General features: G+C 55.0%; 37 protein-coding genes. 4 read left to right on the top strand and 33 right to left on the bottom strand.

The genetic code is table 11. The features are described 5' to 3' along the window. Positions 1-187: 187 nt before the first annotated feature. The 4 genes from ACR0IY_RS14940 to ACR0IY_RS14925 form a co-directional block, all read right to left on the bottom strand. Positions 188-832, bottom strand: a complete 645-nt coding sequence (locus ACR0IY_RS14940; RefSeq protein ID WP_480674602.1) for an adenylate kinase — start codon at positions 830-832, stop codon at positions 188-190. After that, entirely contained in the window at positions 829-2,193 is a 1,365-nt protein-coding gene (secY, locus tag ACR0IY_RS14935) for a preprotein translocase subunit SecY (protein ID WP_480674600.1), read from the bottom strand. Before secY ends, ACR0IY_RS14940 begins: the two co-directional genes overlap by 4 nt. Before the next feature lie 109 nt (positions 2,194-2,302). Continuing rightward, on the bottom strand, positions 2,303-2,776 hold the full coding sequence (gene rplO / locus ACR0IY_RS14930; protein WP_480674598.1) for a 50S ribosomal protein L15: 474 nt from the start codon (positions 2,774-2,776) through the stop codon (positions 2,303-2,305). A gap of 213 nt (positions 2,777-2,989) precedes the next feature. Further along, complete coding sequence (locus tag ACR0IY_RS14925) at positions 2,990-3,205, bottom strand: DUF1127 domain-containing protein (protein WP_480674596.1); 216 nt, start codon at positions 3,203-3,205, stop codon at positions 2,990-2,992. A 335-nt stretch (positions 3,206-3,540) separates the two neighbouring features. On the opposite strand from ACR0IY_RS14925, the gene ACR0IY_RS14920 reads away from it, so the two are divergent. After that, positions 3,541-4,392: a class I SAM-dependent methyltransferase gene (locus ACR0IY_RS14920; RefSeq protein WP_480674594.1), complete on the top strand. Its 852-nt coding sequence runs from the start codon at positions 3,541-3,543 to the stop codon at positions 4,390-4,392. Positions 4,393-4,530: 138 nt separating this feature from the next. Here the strand turns inward: ACR0IY_RS14920 and rpmD are convergent, their stop codons facing one another. From rpmD to rpmC, 11 genes are all read right to left on the bottom strand, one after another. Continuing rightward, entirely contained in the window at positions 4,531-4,719 is a 189-nt protein-coding gene (rpmD, locus tag ACR0IY_RS14915) for a 50S ribosomal protein L30 (RefSeq protein ID WP_005621828.1), read from the bottom strand. A gap of 12 nt (positions 4,720-4,731) precedes the next feature. Continuing rightward, positions 4,732-5,310: a 30S ribosomal protein S5 gene (gene rpsE, locus ACR0IY_RS14910; protein ID WP_039523389.1), complete on the bottom strand. Its 579-nt coding sequence runs from the start codon at positions 5,308-5,310 to the stop codon at positions 4,732-4,734. 115 nt (positions 5,311-5,425) lie between these two features. Further along, positions 5,426-5,785 carry a 50S ribosomal protein L18 gene (gene rplR / locus ACR0IY_RS14905; protein WP_039523386.1) on the bottom strand — a complete coding sequence of 120 codons (360 nt, stop codon included), beginning with the start codon at positions 5,783-5,785 and terminating at the stop codon, positions 5,426-5,428. A gap of 11 nt (positions 5,786-5,796) precedes the next feature. Further along, complete coding sequence (gene rplF, locus ACR0IY_RS14900) at positions 5,797-6,330, bottom strand: 50S ribosomal protein L6 (RefSeq protein WP_480674592.1); 534 nt, start codon at positions 6,328-6,330, stop codon at positions 5,797-5,799. Positions 6,331-6,341: 11 nt separating this feature from the next. Next, positions 6,342-6,734, bottom strand: a complete 393-nt coding sequence (gene rpsH, locus ACR0IY_RS14895) for a 30S ribosomal protein S8 (protein ID WP_155148687.1) — start codon at positions 6,732-6,734, stop codon at positions 6,342-6,344. Between the two features lie 13 nt (positions 6,735-6,747). After that, complete coding sequence (rpsN, locus tag ACR0IY_RS14890; RefSeq protein ID WP_068340744.1) at positions 6,748-7,053, bottom strand: 30S ribosomal protein S14; 306 nt, start codon at positions 7,051-7,053, stop codon at positions 6,748-6,750. 19 nt (positions 7,054-7,072) lie between these two features. Next, positions 7,073-7,633: a 50S ribosomal protein L5 gene (gene rplE, locus ACR0IY_RS14885; protein WP_480674590.1), complete on the bottom strand. Its 561-nt coding sequence runs from the start codon at positions 7,631-7,633 to the stop codon at positions 7,073-7,075. Next, positions 7,626-7,937 (bottom strand): 50S ribosomal protein L24, encoded by a 312-nt coding sequence (gene rplX / locus ACR0IY_RS14880; RefSeq protein WP_010437096.1) that lies wholly within the window; start codon positions 7,935-7,937, stop codon positions 7,626-7,628. The genes rplE and rplX overlap by 8 nt, the downstream gene beginning before the upstream one ends. Positions 7,938-7,939: 2 nt before the next feature. Beyond that, the gene (gene rplN / locus ACR0IY_RS14875) at positions 7,940-8,308 is read right to left on the bottom strand and encodes a 50S ribosomal protein L14 (protein ID WP_008757934.1); all 369 of its coding nucleotides are present in this window, start codon (positions 8,306-8,308) and stop codon (positions 7,940-7,942) included. A gap of 76 nt (positions 8,309-8,384) precedes the next feature. Beyond that, positions 8,385-8,615, bottom strand: coding sequence for a 30S ribosomal protein S17 (rpsQ, locus tag ACR0IY_RS14870; RefSeq protein ID WP_170495397.1), 231 nt, complete (start codon positions 8,613-8,615; stop codon positions 8,385-8,387). Between the two features lie 4 nt (positions 8,616-8,619). Next, entirely contained in the window at positions 8,620-8,826 is a 207-nt protein-coding gene (gene rpmC / locus ACR0IY_RS14865; RefSeq protein WP_010437082.1) for a 50S ribosomal protein L29, read from the bottom strand. A 300-nt stretch (positions 8,827-9,126) separates the two neighbouring features. On the opposite strand from rpmC, the gene ACR0IY_RS14860 reads away from it, so the two are divergent. Continuing rightward, a complete protein-coding gene (locus tag ACR0IY_RS14860) occupies positions 9,127-9,396 on the top strand; it encodes a hypothetical protein (protein WP_480674587.1) in 270 nt (89 codons plus the stop codon). 51 nt (positions 9,397-9,447) lie between these two features. Here the strand turns inward: ACR0IY_RS14860 and ACR0IY_RS14855 are convergent, their stop codons facing one another. From ACR0IY_RS14855 to ACR0IY_RS14815, 9 genes are all read right to left on the bottom strand, one after another. Beyond that, positions 9,448-10,068: a 2OG-Fe(II) oxygenase family protein gene (locus tag ACR0IY_RS14855; protein WP_480674586.1), complete on the bottom strand. Its 621-nt coding sequence runs from the start codon at positions 10,066-10,068 to the stop codon at positions 9,448-9,450. Positions 10,069-10,118: 50 nt separating this feature from the next. Further along, complete coding sequence (locus ACR0IY_RS14850) at positions 10,119-10,667, bottom strand: amino acid synthesis family protein (RefSeq protein ID WP_480674584.1); 549 nt, start codon at positions 10,665-10,667, stop codon at positions 10,119-10,121. 145 nt (positions 10,668-10,812) lie between these two features. Next, positions 10,813-11,226 carry a 50S ribosomal protein L16 gene (gene rplP / locus ACR0IY_RS14845; RefSeq protein WP_058283513.1) on the bottom strand — a complete coding sequence of 138 codons (414 nt, stop codon included), beginning with the start codon at positions 11,224-11,226 and terminating at the stop codon, positions 10,813-10,815. Positions 11,227-11,238: 12 nt separating this feature from the next. Further along, a complete protein-coding gene (rpsC, locus tag ACR0IY_RS14840; protein ID WP_010437060.1) occupies positions 11,239-11,949 on the bottom strand; it encodes a 30S ribosomal protein S3 in 711 nt (236 codons plus the stop codon). Further along, complete coding sequence (gene rplV / locus ACR0IY_RS14835; RefSeq protein ID WP_039538267.1) at positions 11,949-12,329, bottom strand: 50S ribosomal protein L22; 381 nt, start codon at positions 12,327-12,329, stop codon at positions 11,949-11,951. Before rplV ends, rpsC begins: the two co-directional genes overlap by 1 nt. Positions 12,330-12,332: 3 nt before the next feature. Then, positions 12,333-12,611 carry a 30S ribosomal protein S19 gene (gene rpsS / locus ACR0IY_RS14830; protein ID WP_005980699.1) on the bottom strand — a complete coding sequence of 93 codons (279 nt, stop codon included), beginning with the start codon at positions 12,609-12,611 and terminating at the stop codon, positions 12,333-12,335. 3 nt (positions 12,612-12,614) lie between these two features. Next, positions 12,615-13,457, bottom strand: coding sequence for a 50S ribosomal protein L2 (gene rplB, locus ACR0IY_RS14825; protein ID WP_170356688.1), 843 nt, complete (start codon positions 13,455-13,457; stop codon positions 12,615-12,617). 326 nt (positions 13,458-13,783) lie between these two features. After that, on the bottom strand, positions 13,784-15,067 hold the full coding sequence (locus ACR0IY_RS14820) for an adenylate/guanylate cyclase domain-containing protein (RefSeq protein ID WP_480674582.1): 1,284 nt from the start codon (positions 15,065-15,067) through the stop codon (positions 13,784-13,786). 392 nt (positions 15,068-15,459) lie between these two features. After that, positions 15,460-16,041 carry a YceI family protein gene (locus ACR0IY_RS14815; protein WP_480674580.1) on the bottom strand — a complete coding sequence of 194 codons (582 nt, stop codon included), beginning with the start codon at positions 16,039-16,041 and terminating at the stop codon, positions 15,460-15,462. 102 nt (positions 16,042-16,143) lie between these two features. On the opposite strand from ACR0IY_RS14815, the gene ACR0IY_RS14810 reads away from it, so the two are divergent. Further along, complete coding sequence (locus tag ACR0IY_RS14810) at positions 16,144-16,587, top strand: MarR family winged helix-turn-helix transcriptional regulator (protein WP_480674579.1); 444 nt, start codon at positions 16,144-16,146, stop codon at positions 16,585-16,587. A gap of 8 nt (positions 16,588-16,595) precedes the next feature. On the opposite strand, the gene ACR0IY_RS14805 is transcribed toward ACR0IY_RS14810, so the two are convergent. The 9 genes from ACR0IY_RS14805 to ACR0IY_RS14765 form a co-directional block, all read right to left on the bottom strand. Beyond that, positions 16,596-17,480, bottom strand: a complete 885-nt coding sequence (locus ACR0IY_RS14805) for a hypothetical protein (protein ID WP_480674577.1) — start codon at positions 17,478-17,480, stop codon at positions 16,596-16,598. A 392-nt stretch (positions 17,481-17,872) separates the two neighbouring features. After that, positions 17,873-18,169, bottom strand: coding sequence for a 50S ribosomal protein L23 (locus ACR0IY_RS14800; protein WP_008757532.1), 297 nt, complete (start codon positions 18,167-18,169; stop codon positions 17,873-17,875). Then, positions 18,166-18,783 carry a 50S ribosomal protein L4 gene (gene rplD, locus ACR0IY_RS14795; RefSeq protein WP_170694153.1) on the bottom strand — a complete coding sequence of 206 codons (618 nt, stop codon included), beginning with the start codon at positions 18,781-18,783 and terminating at the stop codon, positions 18,166-18,168. Before rplD ends, ACR0IY_RS14800 begins: the two co-directional genes overlap by 4 nt. Continuing rightward, positions 18,780-19,505 carry a 50S ribosomal protein L3 gene (gene rplC, locus ACR0IY_RS14790; RefSeq protein ID WP_170389921.1) on the bottom strand — a complete coding sequence of 242 codons (726 nt, stop codon included), beginning with the start codon at positions 19,503-19,505 and terminating at the stop codon, positions 18,780-18,782. The genes rplD and rplC overlap by 4 nt, the downstream gene beginning before the upstream one ends. An 18-nt stretch (positions 19,506-19,523) precedes the next feature. Continuing rightward, the gene (gene rpsJ / locus ACR0IY_RS14785; protein ID WP_008756422.1) at positions 19,524-19,838 is read right to left on the bottom strand and encodes a 30S ribosomal protein S10; all 315 of its coding nucleotides are present in this window, start codon (positions 19,836-19,838) and stop codon (positions 19,524-19,526) included. A gap of 199 nt (positions 19,839-20,037) precedes the next feature. Next, positions 20,038-20,742, bottom strand: a complete 705-nt coding sequence (locus tag ACR0IY_RS14780) for a hypothetical protein (RefSeq protein ID WP_480674574.1) — start codon at positions 20,740-20,742, stop codon at positions 20,038-20,040. A gap of 332 nt (positions 20,743-21,074) precedes the next feature. Beyond that, positions 21,075-22,901 (bottom strand): amidohydrolase, encoded by a 1,827-nt coding sequence (locus tag ACR0IY_RS14775; RefSeq protein ID WP_480674572.1) that lies wholly within the window; start codon positions 22,899-22,901, stop codon positions 21,075-21,077. Between the two features lie 123 nt (positions 22,902-23,024). Beyond that, complete coding sequence (locus ACR0IY_RS14770) at positions 23,025-23,147, bottom strand: hypothetical protein (protein WP_480674570.1); 123 nt, start codon at positions 23,145-23,147, stop codon at positions 23,025-23,027. A gap of 31 nt (positions 23,148-23,178) precedes the next feature. Then, positions 23,179-24,420 carry a cation:proton antiporter domain-containing protein gene (locus tag ACR0IY_RS14765; protein ID WP_480674569.1) on the bottom strand — a complete coding sequence of 414 codons (1,242 nt, stop codon included), beginning with the start codon at positions 24,418-24,420 and terminating at the stop codon, positions 23,179-23,181. Positions 24,421-24,749: 329 nt separating this feature from the next. Here ACR0IY_RS14765 and ACR0IY_RS14760 point away from each other — a divergent pair, with 329 nt between their 5' ends. Further along, positions 24,750-25,091, top strand: coding sequence for a RidA family protein (locus ACR0IY_RS14760; protein WP_480674567.1), 342 nt, complete (start codon positions 24,750-24,752; stop codon positions 25,089-25,091). Positions 25,092-25,227: the final 136 nt, after the last annotated feature.

Below are 25,227 nucleotides of genomic sequence, written 5' to 3'. Positions count from 1 at the left end.
TTCGTTGCGGTTCCGTAACTCCAGAACCTTTTTTCACAACGCTTGACCATGGCAGTGAGGCCAGCGGGTCCAGCATTATTCGAGGTGGTCGGGGCAATTGGGACGAATCCCGCATGCGGTCTTGATTCCCCAAAGGGATGGGGGTCGATATGGGCTTTTGAAGGGGCCGTCAAGCCCCTACCTGAAGTCAGCCCAGAATCGCCTCAATCGACGCGGTGACTTCCTTGATATCGGCCAGTCCGTTGACCGGGCGCAGATCACCCTTGGCATAGTAGTAGCCGATCAGCGGTGAGGTCTTTTTGTAGTATTCCATAAGACGTGTACGAAGGCTGTCTTCGTTGTCGTCCGCACGGCGCTGGAAGTCATTTTCCTTACCGCAATTCGTGCATTTGCCATCTGCAGGAATAGGCTTGGTGATGTCGTTATAAACCTCACCGCAGCCGCCGCAGGTTGACCGCGCCGTAATCCGGCCGACCAGAGCGTCGTCATCCACACGCATTTCGATCACAGTGTGCAGCGACTGGCCCAGCTTAGTCAGCAGAGCCGCCAGTGCATCCGCTTGCGCCAGCGTGCGCGGGAAACCGTCAAAGATGAAACCGGCACCTTTTTCGGTGGTCAGTTTCTCTTCGATCAGGCCGATCACGATCTCGTCAGTGACCAGCTTGCCCGCGTCCATGATCGCGGCAACCTTCTGGCCCATTTCGGTTCCGCTGGTTTTGGCCTCACGCAGCATGTCTCCAGTGCTCAACTGCACCATGCCGCGTGTTTCCACCAGATGACGCGCCTGCGTTCCTTTACCCGCCCCCGGGGGGCCCAACAAAATGATATTCATCGACGAGAGGGTCCCTTCCTGCCGCGTTTCTTACCTTTGCCGCGCAGTTGGGACTTTTCGATCAGCCCTTCGTATTGGTGCGCCAGCAGGTGGCTCTGAACCTGTTGGATCGTATCCATGGTAACAGAGACGATGATCAGAACCGAGGTCCCACCAAAATAGAACGGAATGGCAAACTGGTTCCGAAGGATTTCAGGCAACAGACAGACCGCCGCCAGGTAGGCAGAACCCAGGACCAGCACGCGGTTGACTACGTATTCCAGATATTCGGCGGTTTTCTTGCCTGGGCGGATGCCGGGTACAAAGCCGTTCTGCTTTTTCAGATTGTCTGCAACGTCATCCGGTTTGAACGACACGTTGAACGTGTAGAAATACGCAAAGAACACGATCATCGTTGCGAAGAACAGCAGGTACAGCGGCTGACCGGGGCCAAAGTTGGCCAGCAGCCACGACATGACCGGCCCACTGGTTGCACCCGACGAGAAGGTCGAGATCGTCACCGGCAACAACAAAAGCGAGCTCGCAAAGATCGCCGGGATCACGCCTGCCGGGTTCACTTTGACCGGCAGGTGGCTGGAGCCGCCCTCATAGATCTTCATACCGGCCTGACGGCGCGGGTATTGGATGTGGATCTTGCGCAGGGCGCGTTCCATGAACACCACGAAGGTGATCACCGCAATGACCATCACGATCACACCCACGATCACAGCGGGGCTGATCGCACCTGAACGACCCGATGCAAAGAACTGGGCCAAAGCAGCCGGAACCTCGGCGATAATGCCGACAAAAATGATAAGAGAGATGCCGTTGCCTATGCCGCGTGCGGTGATCTGTTCACCCAACCACATCAGGAACATGGTGCCGCCAACCAGCGTAATCATGGTCGACAGACGGAAGAACATGCCCGGATCGGTCGCCAGATCGCCCGATTCCAGCGAAACGGCCAGACCATAGGCCTGTACGGTGGCCAGCGCCACGGTGCCGAAACGAGTATATTGGTTGATCTTCTTGCGGCCCTGCTCGCCCTCTTTCTTGAGCTGTTCGAGCGCGGGAACCATAGATGTCAGCAGCTGCACGATGATCGAGGCTGAAATGTAAGGCATGATGCCGAGGGCAAAGATACCCATCCGCCCCAGCGCCCCGCCGGTGAACATCGAAACCATGCCGCCGATGCCTTGCCCCGCCTGCTCCATGAACTCACGCAGCGCTTGTCCGTCGATCCCCGGCACCGGAATAAAGGTGCCCAAACGATAGACGATCAGCAATGCGAGCGTGAACAGGATGCGGTTGCGCAGATCGGTGGCTTTGCCAAGGGCAGACCAGCTTGTGTTGGCTGCCATTTGTTCTGCTGCTGATACCATAAATCGGTCTCTCTTATGAAAACACCGCCCGGAACCGTTTTCCGGCTCGGGCGGCGTCTGGGAAAACTCTGAGGTCTATGTAAGCGGGTCTTCGCCCGCTCACAAGCGCTTACTCTGCCGCAGCAGCTTTTGTGACCGTCAGTGAACCGCCCGCTTTTTCAACTGCCTCTACGGCAGCTTTCGAAGCACCAGTTACTTCCAGGTTCACCTTGGCGCTGATTTCACCTTTGGCCAGAACACGGATACCGTCCAGCTTGCGGCGCACCAGACCGGATGCAACCAGGGCGTCCTCGGTGATCGCTGCTTTCGCGTCCAGCTTGCCGGCGTCGACGAACTTCTGGATCAGGCCCAGGTTGATAACGGCGAAGGCCTTGCGGTTGGGCTTGTTGAAACCACGCTTGGGCAGGCGTTGGTACAGCGGCATCTGGCCACCTTCGTAGCCGTTGATGGCCACACCCGAACGGGATTTCTGGCCTTTAATACCACGGCCACCCATTTTACCTTTGCCGGAACCGGGACCACGGCCAACGCGGGTGCGTTTCGGGCTGGCGCCGGGATTGTCGCGCAATTCGTTCAGTTTCATTTCGCTTCTCCTAAGCCGGATATGACCCCCGAAGCGTGATGGGCCAAACGCGGCATTTCTTGGTTTTGATTCTCGTGGACATAAAGCCACCGGAGCGCAGTACAGCTTTGTGCCTTCGGTTGCAAGGTTTGTTGTGCCCTTGCCCGCTCAAGCGCCCTTAAATGCAAAAGAGGCGCCCGAATGGCGCCCCTTCGCAAGTGAGTGGTGGGGAGTTTACTTGCAGTAAACGTGCTTGTGCGCGATGTCCGCGATATCGCAGCGGCGAACGCCGATATCGTCCAGTTCGCGGTTGGTCAGGCTTTGCAATTCGCCGTATGTGCGGTTGTATTCAACCGACCGTGCGCGAGCTTCTTTGACGCGCTCGACCAAGTTTGCAAAACGGGCGGTCAGGTTGAAGCCGCCATGTGTCAGTGTTGCTGTGTGTGCCATATCTCAATTCCTTTCGATATCGGGGCGCATTCCCCGAAGTGCTTGTTCGTTCCTTGATTGGACAGGGGTGAGATAGGCGCGGTCACTACCGCCAACAATGGAAGTTTCGGTCTAGCCGATATGCGTTTGGGGAATGGCACGTGAGTATGGTATTTAAGATCTGGCTTTGCATAACTTACAAGCCCTGGGTCAGAAGCCGTTGAAAACCACCTTTCAGTTTCGTCACACAAATTCGAAACAAAGGCCTCCAGCCGTTGCAGTGACAGTAGAGTGGGGTTGTCACCGTTCAACAACTGTGTTTCCAAAGACCTGCCTTGGTCCATCGTGTAATTGCCATGAAGAAAGCTCCACCTGAAAAAACTCTCAAACCTGCTGAGAAAAGAAGAAAGCTGACTCAGACAGACACTATCGAGCCACCCAATGCTGATTATGATCTGAAGACTGAGCTACGCAATCTGCGTCAGCACGTCAAAACACTGGAAGAAAAAATCGACGAACTGTCCGCCAAGCATTCAGAGGGAGATCGGGGCAGAGAGCCATCTGACAAAACCTATAACCTTGTTGAAGTTGCTCAGCTTGAGGCAGCACGTTCTTCCGCTCAATACTTCAACGCCCACATGTCCGCGTCAAAGCAGTTTCTGCGACTCGCTCGTTTCTTGCGTTTCTGCGTAGAGCAGACTTCACACAGAAGCCTGTTTCTGGAGTTTGGCGTCTTCTCAGGCCGATCCATCAATATTATTGCTAAACAGGTACCTGACGCAAAAGTTTACGGTTTTGACAGCTTTGAAGGACTTCCTGAACGGTGGCGGGAAGGATTTGAAACAGGCGCATTTGCGCGGGCAGAATTGCCAAAGGTGCAGCCCAATGTAACCTTGATCAAAGGTTGGTTCGACGAAACCCTGCCAGAGTTTGCAAGCAAACTCACATCATCCATCGGCTTTCTTCATATTGACTGCGATCTTTATAGCTCCACTAAAACAATTTTCGCGGAACTCGGGCCTCATTTTGCTGATGAAGTTATTATCGCCTTCAATGAGTACCTGAACTATCCAGGTTGGGAGCAACACGAATTCAAAGCGTTTCAGGAGTTTATCCATACTTCGGAGTTTGAATACGAGTATATTGCCTGCGTCCCGTCACATCAGCAGGTCGCTGTTCGTTTGAAACGCTTAAAAACGATTTCTTAAGCGCGAATTTCACTCTCAAATCACAGAACCCGAAGCTTGGTCCGCCGTTACAGACCTTCCGTCCTATTAGGTACTGTTTTTCGATAAAAAAACGCCCCCGAGCAAGTCGGAGGCGTTTCAAAGTCTTCGAAATTGCGCTTAGCCGCGCTCTTCGACGATCTCTACCAGATGCGGGATCTTGTTGATCATGCCGCGGACCGAAGGAGTGTCCTCCAGCTCACGGGTTTTATGCATCTTGTTCAGGCCCAGACCGATCAGGGTTGCGCGCTGTTCGGCGGGGCGGCGGATCGGGGAACCGATCTGCTTGACGACGATGGTTTTTGCCATTGGTCGCTCTCCTTACGCTTCGGCTTCAGCAGGCGCTTCGGCCGCAGGGGCTTCGTCCCGCTTGGGCAGGATGTCAGCAACTTTTTTACCACGACGTGCGGCAACCGAACGCGGGCTCTGCTCTTTTTGCAGACCGTTGATGGTGGCACGGATCATGTTGTACGGGTTCTGCGAGCCCAGCGACTTGGACACAACGTCCTTAACGCCTAGCATTTCGAACACGGCACGCATCGGACCACCGGCGATGATACCAGTACCTTCAGGTGCGGTACGCATAACCACTTTACCGGCGCCGTGACGGCCCTCGATGTCGTGGTGCAGGGTACGACCTTCGCGCAGCTGCACGCGGATCATCTGACGCTTGGCTTGTTCGGTCGCCTTACGGATGGCCTCAGGTACTTCTTTAGCTTTACCTTTGCCAAAGCCGACGCGGCCTTTCTGATCGCCAACAACCACCAGAGCGGCGAAGCCAAAGCGCTTACCACCTTTTACGGTTTTCGACACACGGTTGATTGCGACCAGACGATCTGCAAATTCCGGTGCTTCTTCACGGTCGCGGCCACGGCCCCGACGGTTTTCACGTTCTGCCATCTTGGCATCCCTTTTCTCATGTGGCGCATGGCGCCGTTTAGTTCAATCCAAGTGAGCCCCGACTGCTGCCGAGGCCCCCGGATCATCGGGGCGGATCGAAACCCGCCCGCAAGTCTTAGATCTTCAGACCACCTTCACGCGCAGCGTCGGCAACTGCCTTCACCTTGCCGTGGAACAGGAAGCCACCACGATCGAAATAGGCCTCTTCGACGCCTGCCTTCTTGGCACGCTCGGCGATGGCCGCGCCCACTTTGGTGGCCGCTTCGACGTTGTTCTTGCCAACAACACCCAGATCTTTTTCCAGGGTCGAGGCCGATGCCAGGGTTACACCACGAACGTCGTCGATCAGCTGAACGCTGATGTTCTTGTTCGAACGGTGAACCGACAGGCGTACACGGCCCGCGTTGACTTTGCGAAGTTTGTTCCGAACGCGCAGGCGGCGCTTCAGAAACAGGGTTCTTTTGCTGTTTGCCATTGTCTGCGTCCTTACTTCTTCTTGCCTTCCTTGCGGAAGATGAACTCGCCCTTATAGCGGATGCCCTTGCCTTTGTACGGCTCGGGACGGCGCCATTCGCGGATTTTGGCCGCGACTTCGCCCACCTGCTGCTGGTCGATACCTTCCACAACGATCTCGGTCTGCTTCGGTGCGGCGATGGTGACACCTTCCGGAGCAACGAAATCAACATCGTGGCTGTAACCCAGGTTCAGCTTCAGGGTGTTGCCCTGCATCTGAGCCCGGTAACCAACACCTTGGATCTCCAACTCTTTTTTGAAGCCGTTGGTGACGCCTTCAACCAAGTTGGCAACCATGGTGCGGCTCATGCCCCACTGCTGACGCGCACGCTTGGACGAACCACGCGGGTCGATTTTGACCACGTTGTCTTCGACCGACAGGGTCACGTCGTCAGTTGCGGTGAAGCTGCGGGTGCCTTTCGGACCTTTGACTTCGATGGTCTGACCCGACACAGAGGCGGAAACGCCACTGGGCAGCTCGACCGGTTTTTTACCAATACGAGACATTGCAGACCTCCTTAGAAGACGGTGCAGAGCACTTCGCCGCCAACATTGTTGGAGCGAGCGTTTGCGTCCGACATCACACCTTTCGGAGTGCTGACAATCGACACGCCCAGACCCTGACGGACCTGCGGGATGTCATTGACGCCCATGTACACGCGACGACCGGGCTTCGAGACCCGCTTCAGCTCGCGAATGACAGGGGTGCCTTCGTAGTATTTCAGGCTGATTTCGATGGCCGGATGACCGTTTTCACCGGTCGTGTTTTCATAGCCACGGATGTAACCTTCGTCCGCCAGCACGTCCAGCACCCAACCGCGCAGCTTGGAAGCCGGGGTGGAAACGGTGGACTTGCCGCGCATTTGCGCGTTGCGGATACGGGTGAGCATATCGCCGATAGGATCGTTCATATCTATGTCTCCCTTACCAGCTCGATTTCACCATGCCGGGGATCTGACCAGCAGAACCCAGCTCGCGCAGCGCGATACGGCTGACCTTCAGCTTACGGTAGTAAGCGTGAGGACGACCGGTCAGCTGACAACGGTTGTGCAGACGGGTAGCCGAGCTGTTGCGCGGCAGTTTCGCCAGTTTCAGACGCGCTTTGAAGCGCTCTTCCATCGGGCGGCTCTCGTCATTCGCGATTTCTTTCAGCTCGGCACGCTTTGCGGCATATTTGGCCACCAGGCGTTCGCGCTTCTTTTCGCGTTCGATCATTGCTTTTTTAGCCATGTCTCAATCCTTCCGGCGCTTACGCGTTGAACGGCATGTTGAATGCTTTCAACAGTGCCTTTGCTTCAGCGTCGGTCTTCGCTGTGGTGGCAATTACGATGTCCATGCCCCAAACCTCGTCGACCTTGTCGAAGTCGATTTCCGGGAACACGATGTGCTCTTTCATGCCCATGGCAAAATTGCCCTGACCATCGAAAGAAGGCTTAACACCGCGGAAGTCACGAACGCGCGGCAGCGCGATAGTGATCAGACGATCCAGGAATTCGTACATCCGGTCGCCGCGCAGGGTTACTTTCGCACCCAGCGGCATGTCTTCACGGACGCGGAAACCCGCGATCGACTTCTTCGCCTTGGTTGCAACGGCCTTCTGACCGGCAATTGTGGTCAGATCCTCGACAGCCGCTTTGGCTTTCTTCGAGTCTTTGACCGCCTCAGAACCACAGCCGATGTTCAGAACGATTTTTTCCAGCTTGGGTAGCTGCATGTCGTTCTTGTAGCCGAACTCTTCTTTCAGAGCGGCCCGGATTGTCTCGGCGTACTGAGCTTTCAGACGCGGGGTGTAGGTTGGGTTATCAAGCATCGATCACGTCCCCTGTGGTCTTGGCGAAGCGCACTTTCTTGTCACCTTCCATGCGGAAGCCAACGCGGGTTGCTTTACCGTTCTTGTCCAACAGAGCCAGGTTCGACAGCTCGATCGGGTTCGCCTGAGGCAGGCGGCCACCTTGCGAGGTTTGCGACTGGCGGGTGTGGCGGATGGCGATGTTAATACCATCGACAACAGCTTTACCGGCTTTTGGGTCAACCGAGGTAATGGTTCCCTCTTTGCCCTTGTCCTTGCCGGCCAGCACGACGACCTTGTCGCCTTTGCGGAGTTTAGCAGCCATGATTACAGCACCTCCGGAGCCAGCGAGATGATTTTCATGAAGTTCTTGCCGCGCAGTTCGCGAACAACGGGGCCAAAGATACGGGTACCTACGGGCTCGTTGTTGTTGTTCAGGATGACGGCGGCGTTGCGATCGAAACGGATCGCGGTGCCGTCTTCGCGACGGACTTCCTTGGCGGTGCGTACGACGACGGCCTTACGGACGTCACCTTTCTTTACGCGGCCGCGCGGAATGGCTTCCTTCACCGAGACGACAATGATGTCGCCGACGGAGGCGTATTTACGCTTGGAACCACCCAGGACCTTGATGCACTGAACTCGGCGTGCGCCGGAGTTGTCAGCGACATCCAGATTGGTCTGCATCTGGATCATGTGGTTTCTCCCGACCTGTGGGGGCTGGTCTGGTTAGATCCCCCAGGGTTTCGACAAATAGAAAAATCCCGGAAGCTTACGCTTCCAGAACTTCCCAACGTTTCGTCTTCGATTTCGGCGCGCATTCGATGATGCGTACGGTGTCGCCGACCTTGAAGGCGTTCTTTTCGTCGTGAGCCCGGTACTTCTTGGACTTACGAACGGTTTTGTGCAGCAGCGGGTGCTTAAAGCGGCGCTCGACCAGTACGGTTACGGTCTGCTCGTTTGCATCGCTGGTTACGGTGCCGGACAGGATACGCTTGGGCATCTGATTACTCCTCGGATGCCGCAGCAGCGGCCTTTTCGTTCAGAATGGTTTTGACGCGGGCAGCATTGCGGCGGGCCGCTTTGATACCAGCAGTGTTTTCCAGCTGACCGGTTGCCTGTTGAAAGCGCAGGTTAAAGCTTTCTTTCTTCAGGTTGGCCAGTTCCTCGCGGAGCTGGTCCGGGGTCTTGTCACGCAGTTCTTGGGCGTTCATCGCCTTTTTCCTTTGCTCAAAACACCAGAAGGCCCCCTGACAGGGTCACCTTGGACCTGGTGGATGAATGATAGACATACGAATCGCCCGACAACGCCGGGAGATCGCAGGATGCCGCTCTATAGGGGTTTGGGGTGTAGGTGGCAAGGGAAAGTTTGGCAACTAATTTCCGGCCACCGCAACAAGCCACCGATGCCGCACTAAAACACGCATGCTGTGACTGATAGTTGAACTCTGGAAAGTTTACTCAACTATGGTACGAAGACCTTCTGATCAATACTCGACTAAGAAGGCTTACTTGTGGGTTTTTCGACAATACTTAAAATTTTGGGGCTGCCAACAACGTTTGAAATTCTTGTAGCCATTAACGTGGTCAGTATCGTCTATTTGATTTGGTACGCTTGGTATTTGTTCATTGCAAACAAGGGCGACCTCGGCGCATTGGGATTGACGCTGGCCGCGCTCGCGTTCTTCAATTTAGTTGGCGAGGGGGCCGATTTATACGAGGACTGGCACGACGAGCAACGACGCACTTCGGCGACGCAACAAAGTGATGTTCAGACTGAATAATCTGAGGGGAGCAAATCACTCTTGCACCCCTAGGAAGCACTAAGCAGGTGATCATTCCCACTTATAGTTAAAGCTGACACTGATCCGCTCTTCCTCGGCCATGTTCATCGGCACTTCGTGGCGTAGCCAGCTTTCCCACAGCAGCACGTCGCCTACCTTTGGCTTCATATATATGAACGGCTGCAGATCCCGCCGTCCGCCTTTCAGGCGCGTCGGTGCGGCCATCATGCGGCCTGAGCGGGGGTCTTCCAGTTTCAGCGCACTCGCCCCTTCGGGCATCGCCACATAGGTCGTGCCCGAGATCACGCTGTGCGGGTGCAGGTGGCTGGAGTGCATGCCGCCTTCGGGCAGGATGTTGATCCAGAGGTCTTCCAGCTTTAGCTCGCCATCACCCAGATCGAACTCCAAATCCTTGGCAAAGGCGGCCACGTGCTGATCCAGTGCCGCGACCAGATCCGCAAAGATCGGGAAGCGCCAGGGCAGATCAGTCAGCGAGGCATAGCTGGTATAGCCGGGATAGCCGTTTTCCTCGCACCATTCCTGCCCGGCCTCGTCATCCTCGGCAATGACAAGGCAGGAGCTTTCCAGTTCCTCCGCGTCGATTTTGGGATCAAACTCGGACAAGGCGGCGCGGTAAAGACGGGTTACGAAGAGTGATTCAATCTGTGCCATGGGCCGGGCATACCCCAGCCCCTTGGACAAAACCAGCCTATGTTGATCCGTTACGTCTTGATGGGCCCTTTGCCACAGCGTGGTATCGGTCGACCGCCATCGGAATAGGCCAGACACAAAACGATCTCATCCGGTTTTGGCGCATCGGGAACGCTCAGCGTCATCGTATCGAAATGGTCAAACGACCACGGGTTATCCTTATGCCCCAGCGGCAGGTCAATCGCACAGCCCGGCCCCCCAAGCTTGGCATTAGATGGTATCACTGCCTCGCCACCACCAACTGCTGAGCGGATGGGCGCCCCTAGCTTGGGGTGGATCACCGCCCCACCCTGCTCAAGGTCACCGTTCATGCCGATGATCGCGGCTTTGCCGTATGAGACCGGCGGTCCGTCCAGCTGTGCCGCCACCTCAGCGGCAAGTTCCGCGCCCAGCGAGCCACCGATATCGAACAACTCGGACAAATCCTCTGAAAACGTTCCTGCAAGAGGATTCCGAATGACTGCCATGACCGCAACACGACTGATCGGGTCACAGGGTTGACCCAATTGATCCGTGGTTATGACTTCCTTGACGAACACCTTCTTGCGCAGCTCAACCATAGAACCCTCCCAATCTTCAACGCAGCCTAGGAAGGCTTTGGCCACACGTCGACTTTTTTCGCGGCTGTCTGGATCATAAAAGAAAACCCCCGCCGGTTTCCCGACGGGGGTCAATCTTGTCACGAACGGGGTTTCCCCCAATCGCTTACCAGTCTTCGCGAACCACGACGCGGGTCTTGATCGGCAGCTTCATCGCAGCCAGGCGCAGGGCCTCGCGGGCGATGTCGTCATTGACGCCGTCGATCTCGAACATCACGCGGCCAGGCTTGACTTTGCATGCCCAGCGGTCGACCGAACCTTTACCTTTACCCATACGAACTTCGATCGGCTTTGCAGTGACCGGAGTGTCGGGGAAGATGCGGATCCAGACGCGGCCCTGACGCTTCATGTGACGCGTCATGGCACGACGTGCAGCTTCGATCTGGCGTGCAGTTACACGCTCAGGCTCAAGAGCTTTCAGGCCGTAGGTGCCAAAGTTCAGGTCAGAGCCGCCCTTGGCGAGACCCTTGATCCGGCCTTTGTGCATCTTGCGGAATTTAGTACGCTTTGGTTGAAGCATATCTTTCCCTCCTTAGCGACGACCGCCACCAGCACCACGAGGTGCAGGGCCGTCTTGGAGTTCCTGTGCTTTACGGTCACGTGCCTGCGGATCGTGCTCCATGATCTCACCTTTGAAGATCCAGACCTTGATCCCGATGATCCCGTAGGGGGTCATCGCTTCGGCATGTGCGTAATCGATGTCGGCGCGCAGGGTGTGCAGAGGCACGCGGCCTTCGCGGTACCACTCGGTCCGTGCGATTTCGGCACCGCCCAGACGACCAGCGACGTTCACCCGGATACCCAGGGCGCCCATGCGCATGGCGTTCTGAACCGACCGTTTCATCGCGCGGCGGAACGAGACACGGCGCTCCAGCTGCTGAGCGATGGACTCGGCAACCAGCTGCGCGTCAAGCTCGGGCTTGCGCACTTCGACGATGTTCAGGTGCAGTTCGCTGTCAGTCATCAGGGCAATTTTCTTGCGCAGAACTTCGATGTCCGCACCTTTCTTGCCAATGATGACACCGGGGCGCGCGGTGTGGATCGTAACGCGGCACTTCTTGTGCGGACGTTCGATGATCACACGGGCAACACCGGCCTGCTTGCACTCTTTGTTGATGAACTCACGGATCTTGAGGTCTTCCAACAGAAGATCACCGTAGTCCTTGGTGTCGGCGTACCAGCGGCTGTCCCAGGTGCGGTTGACCTGCAGGCGCATGCCGATCGGATTTACTTTATGACCCATTAGGCTTGCTCCTCAACTTGACGCACCTTGATGGTGATCTCCGAGAACGGCTTCATGATCTTGCCGAAACGGCCACGGGCACGCGGACGACCGCGCTTCATGACCAGGTTCTTGCCAACCCATGCTTCGGCGACGATCAGTTCGTCAACGTCCAGGTTGTGGTTGTTTTCGGCATTCGCGATTGCGGACTGCAGGCACTTCTTGACGTCCTGCGCGACACGCTTGTTCGAGAAAGTCAGGTCGGTCAGGGCCTTCTCAACTTTCTTGCCGCGGATCATTTGCGCAACCAGGTTCAGTTTCTGCGGGCTGGTGCGAAGCATGCGCGTTTTCGCCATTGCTTCGTTTTCAGCCACGCGGCGGGGGTTCTTTTCCTTGCCCATGACTTACTTCCGCTTCGCTTTTTTGTCTGCGGCGTGGCCATAATAGGTCCGGGTCGGTGAGTATTCACCGAACTTCTGACCGATCATGTCTTCCGAGACGTTGACGGGGATATGTTTCTGACCGTTGTACACACCAAAGGTCAGACCCACGAACTGGGGCAGAATGGTGGAACGACGCGACCAGATTTTGATGACTTCGTTGCGGCCCGACTCGCGCGCTGCTTCGGCTTTTTTCAGCACGTAAGCATCGACGAAAGGACCCTTCCAAACAGAGCGAGACATGGATTAACGTCCCTTCTTCTTGGCGTGCCGCGAGCGGATGATCAGCTTCTGGGACGCTTTGTTCTTGTTGCGGGTACGCTTACCCTTGGTGTCCTTACCCCACGGCGTAACCGGTGTACGGCCACCCGAGGTACGACCTTCACCACCACCGTGCGGGTGATCGATCGGGTTCATTGCAACACCACGAACCGACGGACGAACGCCTTTGTGGCGCATGCGACCGGCTTTACCGAGGTTTTGGTTCGAGTTGTCGGGGTTGGACACGGCACCGACGGTGGCCATGCATTCCTGACGGACCATGCGCAGCTCGCCCGAGCTCAGACGGATCTGAGCGTAGCCGCCATCGCGACCAACGAACTGAGCGTATGTACCGGCCGCACGTGCGATCTGACCGCCTTTGCCAGGCTTCATCTCGATGTTGTGGACGATGGTACCAATGGGCATGCCCGAGAACGGCATTGCGTTGCCCGGCTTGATGTCAGCTTTTGCCGACGCGATGACTTTGTCACCAACAGCCAGACGCTGCGGAGCCAGGATGTATGCCTGCTCGCCGTCTTCGTATTTTACCAGTGCGATGAATGCGGTCCGGTTCGGGTCATATTCGATCCGCTCGACGGTTGCCGCGACATCAAATTTATTCCGTTTGAAGTCAACGATCCGGTAGAGACGCTTTGCGCCACCGCCGCGGCGGCGTGAAGTGATCCGTCCGGTGTTGTTCCGGCCGCCCGATTTGGTCAAACCCTCAGTGAGAGACTTGACCGGACGTCCTTTCCAAAGCTCCGAACGGTCGATCAGCACCAGCCCGCGCTGGCCCGGCGTCGTCGGCTTGTACGACTTGAGTGCCATGCTTTCTGTCTTCCGTTTAGCAAGTGCAGGGAATTCCCCGCTATGTGATAGGCCCCCGTAGGTGCCAAGGGTATAGGGCCCCGAAGGTCCCCGGTTACAAATATCAGAGGCCCCGGAACGAATCCGAGGCCGCAAGATTGGGAGCGTGTAACAGGGTTGCGGGTGGGTGTCTATAGGGAAGTCCGATTTTCCAATTCCCCTGCCCAGCCCAAACGGAAAGGAAGAAATACACGGCTCTTGTGAAAGCTTTCAGCACGATTGACGGTTTCTTTGTAGGGGCAAGACCTTACGCGGCAGTCTGCAAAATCGTGGTGGCTGATTGCCAATCATGCACATTGGTCATTCGGATCGCTTAACGTCCCAGTATCGCTACCTGCCAAGGCATATTCCGGGAGTGTGAAGACCTGCGTGGATTGGGACATGCCCGCCAACTGGTGTCGCCCCAGCGGTTCAAGCCGTGTTGTGACATCCGCCGCAAATTCCGACGACATCACCAAAGGTGTTTTTAGTAACTTACACAGCCCTTCAAGTCGATTGACTTGATTAACCGCCGGTCCAATCGTGGTGAAATCCAACCTGCGTTCAGTACCAACGTTTCCGTACATTACAGACCCTCGGTGCAGCGCAATGCCAAATTCTATTCTGCCACCATGCTTTTCCCACGTGATGTTCTTTTCCTTCGCACGCGCCAAACAATCCAACACTGAAGATAAGGCAGCTCGGCACATGTCGACGGCTGGCCTCGACTTTTCGTCAACCGGAAAGATTGCCATAACCGCGTCACCTATAAATTTGAGGACTTCACCCCCATGGTCCTCAACTGCCCCGGCCGTGCAGTCAAAATAGTCGTTAATCAACGCCAGATATTTGTTCATAGGCATGTTCTCTGCCATGCGACTGGAATTTCTAAGGTCGCAATAGAACAATATGCAGTCGATTGCCCCCCCGTCGCCGCGCTCAATCACGCCATCCAAGACACGGTTTCCAGAATAGCTTCCCAAGTAAGCGTCCATCAGACCCTGAGCTAAAATACGCGATTGCGCATTTTTTACCACGAGCGCAAGAGCAGGCATGAGAGCCCTGATGTAGCTGATTTCAGAATTGCTGAAACCACCGATGCGCCGAGTTGTAATCGACATCATGACGCCTTCCATTCCTGGTGGGAAATCCGACCAGCGACTGTCGTCATCGCGATGGTAGCTTTCAAACAAAACCAGGTAGTCGGTCGCTCCGTCTGATCGAAGGTTTTCAAGGATCGGAAAACTAGGCTCGGTCGGCCCATCCTCCAATTTATATCGCCTGAAAGATTCTCCGTGATGGGCCAAATCGAAAAAAGGAGTATTGCGGAACCCCGGTGTCGCAAGCCGGTCTCTTGGCGTTAATTCAGCGATAGCCTGGCCGTCACGAACCGTCCAAAGCACATTCAAGGCACCGAAATTTGGGTGGAGGACCATGCCTCCTACATTGATCCGGGAAACAGGTACGCCTGCGGACACCAACCGATTACCAAAGCCTTGAACAACTTCCTCGGCCTTAGTATCGCGCAGACCGCAATTCATCAGCCAAGCAGCAATATTATCTAAAAGTGGTGACCTGCTAAACTCAATCATACCGAGACACTTTCTAACTAGAAAAGCGTTTTGAAGCAGCTCGGCTCTGGCACCTTAGACTGATGAAAAGCGATGAGCACCGAGAACCTCATGCCAAGCATTCAAGCCCTTTGTAGCACAGCACCTGGGTTATCTTCCAGTTTGGCCCACGAGGGGTCTTAAAATCCCACTTCCGCTTCAATCACCCCTCTTGGCTTCAAAGCGCCCGAGAATATTGGTCGCGGGACGGGAGGGAAGTGCAAGAATAATGTAAAAAGAACACCCCCGCGCGTACGGGGGTTTTCCTTCCACTCAAAGACAAATCCGATCAAAAAAACCAGTGGGCGCGTCGATGAATTTTAGCTGTCTGAGGGTTCACGTGTTTTCATCCCCTCCAAAGCTTGGCCGCAATTTCACCCGTCCGCTTTCATCTCGGTGTCGATCATGATCGTAATCGGTCCGGTCGAGAATGGACCCACTCCGAATTCCATGTGGTCGATCTCACCCGTTGCCGAGAAGGCTACCCAGTCGCCAGCATAATATTCAATCGCGCTGCCCAGCGGGTGCTCACCCTGATGGGTCAGCGTGGCCTTCAGGGTCACGGGCTTGGTCACACCGTGGATGGTCAGGTCGCCGGTCACATCAGCCGTGGTGTCACCTGTCCGTTCGATCCCAGTGCTGACAAAGGTGATCTCGGGATAGGTTTCGACCTCAAAGAAATCTGCGGATTTCAAGTGATCGTCCAAAGGCCCAAAGCCCGAAGACAGGCTGCTGGCATCAATCGTCACGTTCAGGGTCGAGGCCTCGACGTCATCAGCGTTCAAGTCCAGCACCCCGTCGACCTTGGTAAACTCTCCGTGCTGGGTCGAAACACCCGCATGGCTCCAGTTGAAGCGGACCTCGGTGTGCCCCTGATCGGTTTTATATGTTTGCGCAATGGCAGGTACGGCAAGCGTGCTCAGAGCAACTGCGGCGATCATTGACTTGGGGGTCATGGCGGAACTCCTATTTTTCGTGTTGGTGCTGGAAATTAGATGAATTTTCATCTACTTGAAAAGACGCAAAACAGCAAACACATTTAGAAAGAGCACGAAGTTGTGAAGGACGATCTGCCTACCCCCTTTGAGACGGACATCTGGGTCGCGATGAACAGAACCACTCGGATCGTTCAGGCAGAGATTGGCGCCGCCCTCAAACGCGCGGGACTTCCACCCTTGAAATGGTACGATCTGCTCTGGTCTTTGGAACGGCAAGGGGGGCGGCTACGCCCTTTCGAACTTGTGAAAGATACAATTTTCGAACAGTCGAACCTGTCTCATCTGACAAGGCGTTTGGTGAAGGAGGGTCTGATAGAAATAGTTGAGCTCGACATCGACAGGCGCGGCAAGATCCTCCAGATCACGCAGAAGGGCAAAGAATTGCGGAAGCAAATGTGGGAGATTTACGGCCCTTTGCTGCATGAAAAGATGCAGGCGTTTGCCGGTTCCGATGGTTGGTGCAAGTTTATCGCAGTTGCGCGTTCTCAACTCGAAAACGACTGAAGTGGGAATTAGGCATATTCAGAAAGAATGTTGTCCATTTCCTGCGCCACACGCTCGGGTGACACCTGCGCACGAACATGCGCCATTCTATCCAAAGCCTCAATCCAGACCGAGGTTCCAAACAAGTCTCTGGCCCGATCCAATGCCGCGTTGATGTCAGCCTCGTCAGGCGTGTCTACGAAAAACGGGTAATCCTCGCCCAGGTAATGCTCGGCGTCGTCCGTATCTCTTAGGGTCATGACATTGGCCCCAAGGGTGGCGGCAGTAAACCCCTTGGTGAATGGCTTGGCCACGCCCGTATTCTCTGTTCCACTTTTCCGTTGGGAGCGCACGCAATAGTGCATGTTGAGTTGGTTCAGCGCCTCAAAGGCGTCTGCGATAACGCTGTCTTTTTCATAGCTCAGGACCCGAACCTGATCTTTGATAACGCCCGGCAAATGAACATTGTCGGGGTGCCCCAGATACCCCACGGCAAGCCCCCCTTCCTGAGCACCTCGCATACCGGCCAATCTGGGATCCGCGTGATGGGTCAGGTGTACCACCTGGCCCTTCCCTGCTTCTGCTCCTGACACAGCCATATGTTCCTTCAGCATCCTGCATCCCACATGCGACGCCCCAATGTGAAAATCGGCGTGTTTCGAAAAACTACTGCGCACATTGGCATCGACATAATCGACACCTACAGCTCTGGCGTTTTCGCTCAACTGCTGCATACCCTCATCGCCAAACTGGGCTGGCGTCCCTTTCAGCAGTATGACGATGCAGTCCTGAACCGCCCGGCAAGTCTTGTCGAGTACCGCTCCTGTGCGAATAGGCCGCTGGGCGAGGACCGAAAACTCAAAGTCGTCGTCCAGATAACGCGCGCAAATATCCTTGAGTTGGTCACAGCGCATTATTTTTGATCCCGAACCGCTCAACCCCTTGCGGTGCAAGAACACAACCCGTGTTTTCTTTCCCATTCCGAGGCCTTACCGTTTTACTGCCCAGCCTAGCCGTATTCGCATACACTACCGGCAATTTCGATTAGAATTTCGGGAACATGAAGGTGCGTTCCTAGCCCTGCACCTCAAAGCTACTTTTGGCTTGCCACATCAGCGCATCGAACGGGGCGGCCCCCGATCATTGCGTTGCAAACGAAACAGCCAATCTTTGCAGGGACCTTCGACTTGGTCCAACAGCCTTTCAACGGCCCCATGATCCGCAGCCTTCAAAAACCCGACACCCAAATAACGAAAGCTCCCGCCAAGGCGGGAGCTTCCTGAACATTTTCCAAAGCGTGTTTCGATCAGAGACCGGTGGACACGTCGATGGTGTTACCCTCTTCCAGGGTCACATATGCTTTTTTGACGTCTTTGCGACGGCCCAGCTGGCCGCGGAACCGCTTGACTTTGCCTTTGGTCACGGTAGTGTTCACCGCCTTGACCTTCACACCAAACAGCGCCTCAACGGCCTCTTTGATCTGCGGCTTGTTGCTGTCAATCGCCACTTCAAAGACAACCGCGCCGTTTTCGGACGCCATGGTCGACTTTTCGGTGATGATCGGCTTGCGGATCACGTCGTAGTGTTCTGCCTTCGCGCTCATTTCAGACGAGCCTCCAGTGCTTCGACAGCCGCTTTGGTGAGCACCAGAGTGTCACGCTTGAGGATGTCATAGACGTTTGCGCCCATCGACGGCAGGATATCCAGACCTTCGATGTTCTTGGACGCTTTCAGGAACCCTTCGTTCACGGTCGCGCCGTCGATGACCAGAGCACGTTTCCAGCCTAGGTTTGCAACCTGTTTGGCCAGAGCAGCGGTCTTGCCTTCGGCTTCGGCGTTCTCGATCACAACCAGTTCTCCTGCCTTGGCTTTTGCCGACAGAGCGTGGCGCAGGCCAAGCTTGCGGAACTTCTTCGGCAGGTCGTGGCCGTGCGAACGAGGGGTTGGGCCCTTGTAGATACCACCCTTGCGGAAGATCGGCGCGTTGCGGTCACCATGGCGAGCGCCACCGGTGCCCTTTTGGCGATAGATCTTCTTGGTCGAGTAGCTGGTTTCCGAGCGGGTCTTGACCTTGTGGGTGCCGGCCTGCGCGTTGTTGCGCTGCCAACGGACCACACGGTGCAGGATGTCCGCGCGCGGCTCTAGGCCGAACAGGTCCGCATCCAGCTCGATGTTGCCGGCTTTGCCGCCGTCCAGTTTGATTACATCAAGTTTCATGCTTCACCACCTTCCGCGGGCGCTTCTTCCGCTGGTGCTTCAGTTGCTGCACCTTTCACGGCTGCCGGGAAAGGCAGACCTTCGGGCGCTTTCTTCTTGACGGCGTCCTTGACGGTGACCCAGCCCGATTTCGGTCCGGGAACGGCGCCTTTGATGAAGACCAAGTTCCGGTCGGCGTCGGTTTTGACGACTTCCAGGTTCTGGGTGGTAACACGGGCAGCACCCATGTGACCGGCCATCTTCTTGCCTTTAAACACCTTGCCCGGGTCCTGACACTGACCGGTCGAACCGTGCGAACGGTGGCTGATCGAAACACCGTGCGAAGCGCGCAGACCACCGAAGTTGTGGCGCTTCATTGCACCGGCAAAGCCTTTACCGATCGAGGTACCCGAAACGTCAACCTTCTGACCTTCCAGGAAGTGTTCTGCCGAAATCTCGGCACCCACATCAATCAGGCCATCTTCAGAGACGCGGAACTCGGCCAGCTTACGCTTGGGCTCAACCTTGGCAGCGGCATAGTGACCGCGCATGGCTTTCGAGGTGCGTTTTGCCTTGGCAGCACCGGCACCCAGCTGAACGGCGGTGTAGCCGTCTTTGTCAGCGGTACGCTGTGCAACGACCTGCAGGTTGTCCAGGTGAAGAACGGTCACAGGGATCTGCTTGCCGTCTTCCATGAACAGGCGGGTCATGCCAACTTTTTTTGCGATAATACCAGAGCGCATAATCAATACCCTCCGATCTTACGACTGCAGCTTGATCTCGACGTCCACACCAGCAGCGAGGTCGAGCTTCATCAGCGCGTCAACGGTCTGGGGGGTCGGATCAACGATGTCGAGCAGACGCTTGTGCGTACGGATCTCGAACTGGTCGCGGGATTTCTTGTCAACGTGAGGGCCACGGAGAACCGTGAACTTCTCAATCTTGTTCGGCAGCGGGATCGGGCCGCGCACGTTCGCGCCGGTCCGCTTGGCAGTGTTGACGATCTCTTGCGTGCTGGCGTCCAGAACGCGATAGTCAAATGCCTTCAGCCGAATACGGATGTTTTGGCTTTGCATATTAACAGCCTTTTATCAGGCGTTGAGGTTGAGAGGAGGACAGACGCGCATCGCCAACCCTCTTCGAACCCAAAAGGCGGGAATCACCCCGCCTTAACGTTCTTACTGAGAACTCGCGCGTATTAGTGGGGTTAGTGGGGTTTGGCAAGGGGGAAATGAAAGGTCTTAGGCTTAAGGACTCACCCCGGAAGCACTTTCTCTAAATGAACTTCAAGTTGGGTTCCATTTTGCTCGCAGGAAATCCCGTATGGCTTTGGATAATCGATGTCATGCAATTCCACACATCGGCTTCACTCCATCTTCCGCCTAACAAAACCAGTTTTCCGAAATTGGTCTCTACTGCCTGTTTACACAGATCCTCGACAGTTCCCGCAAATTGCCAAACCCGACCATCAGATTTATCTGCCAATCGCCAAATGCAGTGCGTTATGCCAATAATCAGAATGATTGCCAGAACGGTACTAAATTCCGAAAAAATAAACAGTGCTGCGATCCAAGAAACAAATTGTAGCACGGCCAAAGCAGACACCCAGGAACTGGGTCGTGTTAAGAAATCTAGTTTCAGATCGCTTTCGCTTTCGAGCTGTTTTTGAAATTTTTTTGGAGTTAAACTTTCTGGCACTACAAAAGAGGTCTTTGGGGAAGTCTTCCCAACGTTGCGCGTAGCGCGGTTCAATCTGTAGAAGGCCATCGCTGTAAGGCATTTCATCTGCTTTTCGCGATCAGCCGGTAGTTTAGAACAAATAAGTTTGTTTGCGTCTCCCAGATCCAGAATTCCTTCGGCTTCTTTGTCAGAGAAAGAAATCTGAAATATTGATTCGAAGTCTTCGAGTAAATCTATTTCATCACCGTCACCGACCAGTCCAACGGATATGGGGTTCTGCTTCTTTGATGTAAAAAACACTGTCATTTCCGTCGAAGTCTAGCTTTCTCAAACTACAAGCAGGAGAAGAGTGCCGCAAAAACTGCTTATTTTCAAGACTGTAAGAAAGACCGCCCCGATGTGGGACGGCCTTCTTTAGTTTCACCGATATATCGCGCTGAAGCCCGATCTGTCATGATTATTCAGCGCTCTTCGACACAACGCCGGCGCCGACGGTGCGGTCGCCTTAGCGGATCGCCAAGCACAGACCGTTTTCCATGGTGATCGGTGCGATAAGCGTAATGCCGAACGTCACGTTGCCGCCGGACATGACCATCTCCACACCTACCCAGACTGCTGCGGTGATACCCAGATTATTTCCGCACCAACCACGGGTCTTCGACCTTCATCCCCTGATAGACCGCATGCATGAAAAGATGCGCAATCGCAGGGTCGTTTGAAAATGGCGAAAACTGCAAACTGCCCTCTTTGACCCCTTCCTCAGCCTCATAAACAACCTCATCCCCTTTAACGGTCACCAGCACCTCGAGTTCCGCCAGTGTCTCTGGATCAATCGCCGTTGGATCATCAGACAGGATCACGAAGTCCGCAACTTTACCAACTTCAATCGACCCCTTTTCATCTTCCTCGAAATGCTGCCAGGCGGGCCAGATCGTCATGGCCTTCAGCGCGGTCATGACATCAACCCTCTGATGCGGCCCCAGAATATCACCTGACCGCGTGCGGCGGGTGACCGTAGCAGCAAGAACACGCATGCTGTCTGGAAAAGCCACCGGGGCATCGTGGTGTGTGCCAAACATCATATCCCGCTCAAGTAACCATCCTGTAGGTGAGATGTTATCTGCATTAACCGGCCCAACGGTGTGATCGCGGTGCCAATCGCCCCAGTAGAATGTGTGCATCGGGAAAAGCGACGGGAAAACGCCGAGACGTTTGAAACTTGCAACCTGATCCTCTCTCAAAAACTGACCGTGAATCAGAACCGGACGATTTCCGGGGTCGCCATACTTTATCTGTGCTTCTTCGAGGGCAGCTATCAGCTTGTCAGAAGCGCCTTCACCATTAGAATGCACAAGGATTTGGAGACCATTTTCGTAGCACCAATTCACAGCATCCTGCAGTTGCTCCATCGTGATCGCAGCATATCCAGCATATCCGGCAGCATAGTTCCCAACCGGATTGTAGTAGGGTCGATCCCTCAAAGCCGTGAAACCCTGAGGTGACCCGTCAATGGTGAGCTTACATCCTCCAACTCGAACACGGTGGTCGTAGGTCTTGGAGGTGTTTGCACCAATGTAGTCCCGCGACTCCAGAACGTCCGGAAAGGCGACTACGTCGATCGGAAGCCCCTGCTCTGCCCCGACTTTCCTAAGAACCTCGACAATTTCGCCAGAAGACCGGCCTTCTTGCCCGGTCGTATATCCAAACTTGGCCCAGAGATTGGCCCCGGCCTGAGCGAAAGCCGCCAAACCTTCCTCTCCCAGATTTCCCAACATGGGCACCAGGACAGAAAAGAACGCGTACTCTTCCAGAACGCCATTTGGCTCTCCGGACTCATCGCGTTGAATCACGCCACCCGGAGGGGCCTCTGAAGCCGCAGTAATACCCGCCAATTCCAATGCTTTTGAGTTTGCCACCCCAATATGCCCGGATTGATGGATGATAATGACGGGCAAATCTTCGGATACCGCGTTCAAATCCTGCCGCGTCGGATGGCGCAGTTCTTTTAGCTGAGCATTGTCGTAACCGAAGCCGATGATCATTTTCACTTGTTCAACAGCATCCGCATTTTCTGCCGCCCAGTTGGACAGTGATGATTGCAGACTGGCGATGTCCACAACTTCTCCATCAGGCGGCGCGAGGAGGTTGGCGGACAACGCCTGCAATCCCCCCATGACGACATGCCCGTGGCTATCGACAAACCCCGGAAGCATTGCGCGCCCGTTCAGATTGAAGGTTTCCGTTTCATCCCCCTGATGCGCAGAAAGATCAGACAGCGATCCAACAGCCAGAATGCGCCCATCTTTGACAGCGACCGCTTCGGCGGTTGGACCATCGTCATCCATCGTGACGATTGGGCCGCCGAGATAAATGCGATCCGCAATTTCTTGCGCGGAGGCCGAGATAGATGAGAAAGCAATTGCTGCGACAAGACAGATTGAACGTGCCGAAACGTGCATCTTATGACCTCTTTCTAATTGCAATGTCTCAATGTGAAAAAGGTTAGCATCCAGATGAGCTAATCCGAAAATGAAAAAGGCGCCTTGACGGACTCCCTTTGCACAGCATTTCGCCTGAGCGACTTACTCGATGAGTTTCGGCACTACGCCGATGGTCGGGTCGCCTTCGCGGATAGCGAAGCGCTGGACGTTTTTCATTGCGATCAACTCAACGCCGAACGGCACGTTGTCACTGGGCAAAACCATCTCGGTGTCTTCGGCCAGGATTACTGTGTCGCTAACTCTCAGACGGTTGAGACGTATACCGCGGCGCAATGACCTTGTCGTAGAAAAGAAAGAACAACGGAGTCAGCACCATCGACAAGGCAACGACTATGATCAAGGTGTGCGCCATATCGGCGCTCAGAACATGTGTGGCGACCGAGAAGGACAGCAATACAAAACCAAACTCTCCGGCCTGCGCCATTCCTAGTGCAAACAGCCAATTACTCGCACCGGATACCCCAAACAATCGACCAAGCGCAAAAAGCACCACGGCCTTGATGGCCATCACCCCCAAAGTCAGCGAGACCACCAGACCCAAGTGATCGACCATCAATCTGAAGTTCACCGAGGCCCCGACGCTGACAAAAAACAGCCCCAGGAACAGCCCCTTGAACGGAGTGATCTCTTTTTCAAGCGCAGTGCGATATTCGCTGTTGGCCAACACGACACCAGCAATAAATGCCCCGAGCGCCGGTGTTAGCCCGACGACCATCATCAGCACTGCGACGCCGACGACAATCGTGAGCGCCATGGCCGTCAGCAGCTCTGGTAAATGTGCGGACTCAACGTATCGAAAGATCGAGCCGATCAAATATGACCCGGCGACAATGACAAGCACAATCGAGCCGAGCGTAACAAACGCCCTAAGCCATCCAGAAAGGTCTTGCACGAGATTCAGAGAAACCCCGGCGCTTGTCGTTGCCCCATGACCAATGGAACTGGGCCCCATCGCGGCAAGATCGGGCAGCGCCAAAAGCGGTAACAGTGCAAGAATTGGGATCACGGCGATGTCTTGCAGCAACAAAACCGAAAAGCTCGATTGCCCGCCGCTGCTCATGAGCAAACCTTTTTCGTGCAATGTTTGCAGTACGATGGCCGTAGACGACAAAGAAAAGATCAGTCCGATCGTCAGCGCCACCTGCCATTGTTGGCCAAGCACCATCACCGGCCCCATAATCGCCAGGGTCGTGCACAACAGTTGCAAACCGCCCAATCCCAACAGCCTGCGCCGCAAGTCCCATAGCTTCCTTGGCGCCAATTCCAGCCCGATGAGAAACAGCATCATGACGACGCCAAATTCTGCAAAATGCTCCATGTTTTCGACATCGACATTCAAGCCAGTCAGGACAGGGCCAAGAAGCATCCCTGCAATCAGGAAACCCAGAACTGACCCCAGCCCAAGCCATACGGCAATGGGGACAATGGCGATGCCAGTGCCAAGAAGAATAAACGAAAGAAACAGGATATTTTCCATAAACTACTGAATTTCTTCCAATGTTCTCATCAAGCAAACACCTCCTGAATGGATATGGGTGATAGATTGTAAAGCATACAGTCACCCCCAGCAGCCGTCGAGACAACCAGAAAACAATCAAGTTTGAAATCCTATTACTTCTTAACGGCCGCGTGGAGTGGTGAATAATTCAAAGCAATAACAGGTATTCTGGTAATTTAGGGAAACCACATATTTGCGATCGGAGCGGTTCCAATGCTCAAAAGTTCACTCAATCAGTTTCCAATTGCCATAGACAGCGACTTGTGGCCATGAACAATCATTTCATACAATAAAGCGAGAACTCTCTAATGATCGAACGTATCGACACCGGCGAACGGTCCTCAAAAATCGTGAAACACAACGGCGTGGCCTACCTGACCGGGCAAGTCGCCGAGGGTGAAACGATCCAGGAACAGGTTCGGATCTGCCTCGAAAAAATTGACACCCTGCTTGTACAGGCTGGCTCTTCACGTGAAAAAATGCTGCGCGTGACCATCTGGCTGGCGGACATGAAGGATTTTGCCGGGTTGAACGAGGTTTGGAATGCCTGGGTTCCTGCCGGTCACGCACCCGCGCGGGCCTGCGGCGAAGCCAAGCTGGCACGGGCCGAGCTTAAAGTGGAGTTCATCGTGGACGCGGCCTACGACTAATATCTCTTCGCGCCGGACGAATTAGACTGTTTCTGGCGCAAGAAATTCCAACAAAAAGGGCGCCCGAGAGGCGCCCTTTTCACGAGTTGTCGCGGTTGCGGCTTACTCGATGATTTTCGACACAACGCCGGCGCCG

This window comes from Ruegeria sp. BC1 (assembly GCF_056539305.1).
This window is presented reverse-complemented; position numbering and strand designations above follow the sequence as displayed.

Coding starts and splice junctions, on each gene's coding strand:
- ACR0IY_RS14940 (WP_480674602.1), bottom strand. CDS start 832: ATGAATATCATTTTGTTGGGCCCCCCGGGGGCGGGTAAAGGAACGCAG.
- secY (WP_480674600.1), bottom strand. CDS start 2,193: ATGGTATCAGCAGCAGAACAAATGGCAGCCAACACAAGCTGGTCTGCC.
- rplO (WP_480674598.1), bottom strand. CDS start 2,776: ATGAAACTGAACGAATTGCGCGACAATCCCGGCGCCAGCCCGAAACGC.
- ACR0IY_RS14925 (WP_480674596.1), bottom strand. CDS start 3,205: ATGGCACACACAGCAACACTGACACATGGCGGCTTCAACCTGACCGCC.
- ACR0IY_RS14920 (WP_480674594.1), top strand. CDS start 3,541: ATGAAGAAAGCTCCACCTGAAAAAACTCTCAAACCTGCTGAGAAAAGA.
- rpmD (WP_005621828.1), bottom strand. CDS start 4,719: ATGGCAAAAACCATCGTCGTCAAGCAGATCGGTTCCCCGATCCGCCGC.
- rpsE (WP_039523389.1), bottom strand. CDS start 5,310: ATGGCAGAACGTGAAAACCGTCGGGGCCGTGGCCGCGACCGTGAAGAA.
- rplR (WP_039523386.1), bottom strand. CDS start 5,785: ATGGCAAACAGCAAAAGAACCCTGTTTCTGAAGCGCCGCCTGCGCGTT.
- rplF (WP_480674592.1), bottom strand. CDS start 6,330: ATGTCTCGTATTGGTAAAAAACCGGTCGAGCTGCCCAGTGGCGTTTCC.
- rpsH (WP_155148687.1), bottom strand. CDS start 6,734: ATGAACGATCCTATCGGCGATATGCTCACCCGTATCCGCAACGCGCAA.
- rpsN (WP_068340744.1), bottom strand. CDS start 7,053: ATGGCTAAAAAAGCAATGATCGAACGCGAAAAGAAGCGCGAACGCCTG.
- rplE (WP_480674590.1), bottom strand. CDS start 7,633: ATGCTTGATAACCCAACCTACACCCCGCGTCTGAAAGCTCAGTACGCC.
- rplX (WP_010437096.1), bottom strand. CDS start 7,937: ATGGCTGCTAAACTCCGCAAAGGCGACAAGGTCGTCGTGCTGGCCGGC.
- rplN (WP_008757934.1), bottom strand. CDS start 8,308: ATGATCCAGATGCAGACCAATCTGGATGTCGCTGACAACTCCGGCGCA.
- rpsQ (WP_170495397.1), bottom strand. CDS start 8,615: ATGCCCAAGCGTATCCTGTCCGGCACCGTAACCAGCGATGCAAACGAG.
- rpmC (WP_010437082.1), bottom strand. CDS start 8,826: ATGAACGCCCAAGAACTGCGTGACAAGACCCCGGACCAGCTCCGCGAG.
- ACR0IY_RS14855 (WP_480674586.1), bottom strand. CDS start 10,068: ATGGCACAGATTGAATCACTCTTCGTAACCCGTCTTTACCGCGCCGCC.
- ACR0IY_RS14850 (WP_480674584.1), bottom strand. CDS start 10,667: ATGGTTGAGCTGCGCAAGAAGGTGTTCGTCAAGGAAGTCATAACCACG.
- rplP (WP_058283513.1), bottom strand. CDS start 11,226: ATGCTTCAACCAAAGCGTACTAAATTCCGCAAGATGCACAAAGGCCGG.
- rpsC (WP_010437060.1), bottom strand. CDS start 11,949: ATGGGTCATAAAGTAAATCCGATCGGCATGCGCCTGCAGGTCAACCGC.
- rplV (WP_039538267.1), bottom strand. CDS start 12,329: ATGGGCAAGGAAAAGAACCCCCGCCGCGTGGCTGAAAACGAAGCAATG.
- rpsS (WP_005980699.1), bottom strand. CDS start 12,611: ATGTCTCGCTCTGTTTGGAAGGGTCCTTTCGTCGATGCTTACGTGCTG.
- rplB (WP_170356688.1), bottom strand. CDS start 13,457: ATGGCACTCAAGTCGTACAAGCCGACGACGCCGGGCCAGCGCGGGCTG.
- ACR0IY_RS14820 (WP_480674582.1), bottom strand. CDS start 15,067: ATGATTGAGTTTAGCAGGTCACCACTTTTAGATAATATTGCTGCTTGG.
- ACR0IY_RS14815 (WP_480674580.1), bottom strand. CDS start 16,041: ATGACCCCCAAGTCAATGATCGCCGCAGTTGCTCTGAGCACGCTTGCC.
- ACR0IY_RS14805 (WP_480674577.1), bottom strand. CDS start 17,480: ATGCGCTGTGACCAACTCAAGGATATTTGCGCGCGTTATCTGGACGAC.
- ACR0IY_RS14800 (WP_008757532.1), bottom strand. CDS start 18,169: ATGAGCGCGAAGGCAGAACACTACGACGTGATCCGCAAGCCGATCATC.
- rplD (WP_170694153.1), bottom strand. CDS start 18,783: ATGAAACTTGATGTAATCAAACTGGACGGCGGCAAAGCCGGCAACATC.
- rplC (WP_170389921.1), bottom strand. CDS start 19,505: ATGCGCTCTGGTATTATCGCAAAAAAAGTTGGCATGACCCGCCTGTTC.
- rpsJ (WP_008756422.1), bottom strand. CDS start 19,838: ATGCAAAGCCAAAACATCCGTATTCGGCTGAAGGCATTTGACTATCGC.
- ACR0IY_RS14775 (WP_480674572.1), bottom strand. CDS start 22,901: ATGCACGTTTCGGCACGTTCAATCTGTCTTGTCGCAGCAATTGCTTTC.
- ACR0IY_RS14770 (WP_480674570.1), bottom strand. CDS start 23,147: ATGGTTTTGCCCAGTGACAACGTGCCGTTCGGCGTTGAGTTGATCGCA.
- ACR0IY_RS14765 (WP_480674569.1), bottom strand. CDS start 24,420: ATGGAAAATATCCTGTTTCTTTCGTTTATTCTTCTTGGCACTGGCATC.
- ACR0IY_RS14760 (WP_480674567.1), top strand. CDS start 24,750: ATGATCGAACGTATCGACACCGGCGAACGGTCCTCAAAAATCGTGAAA.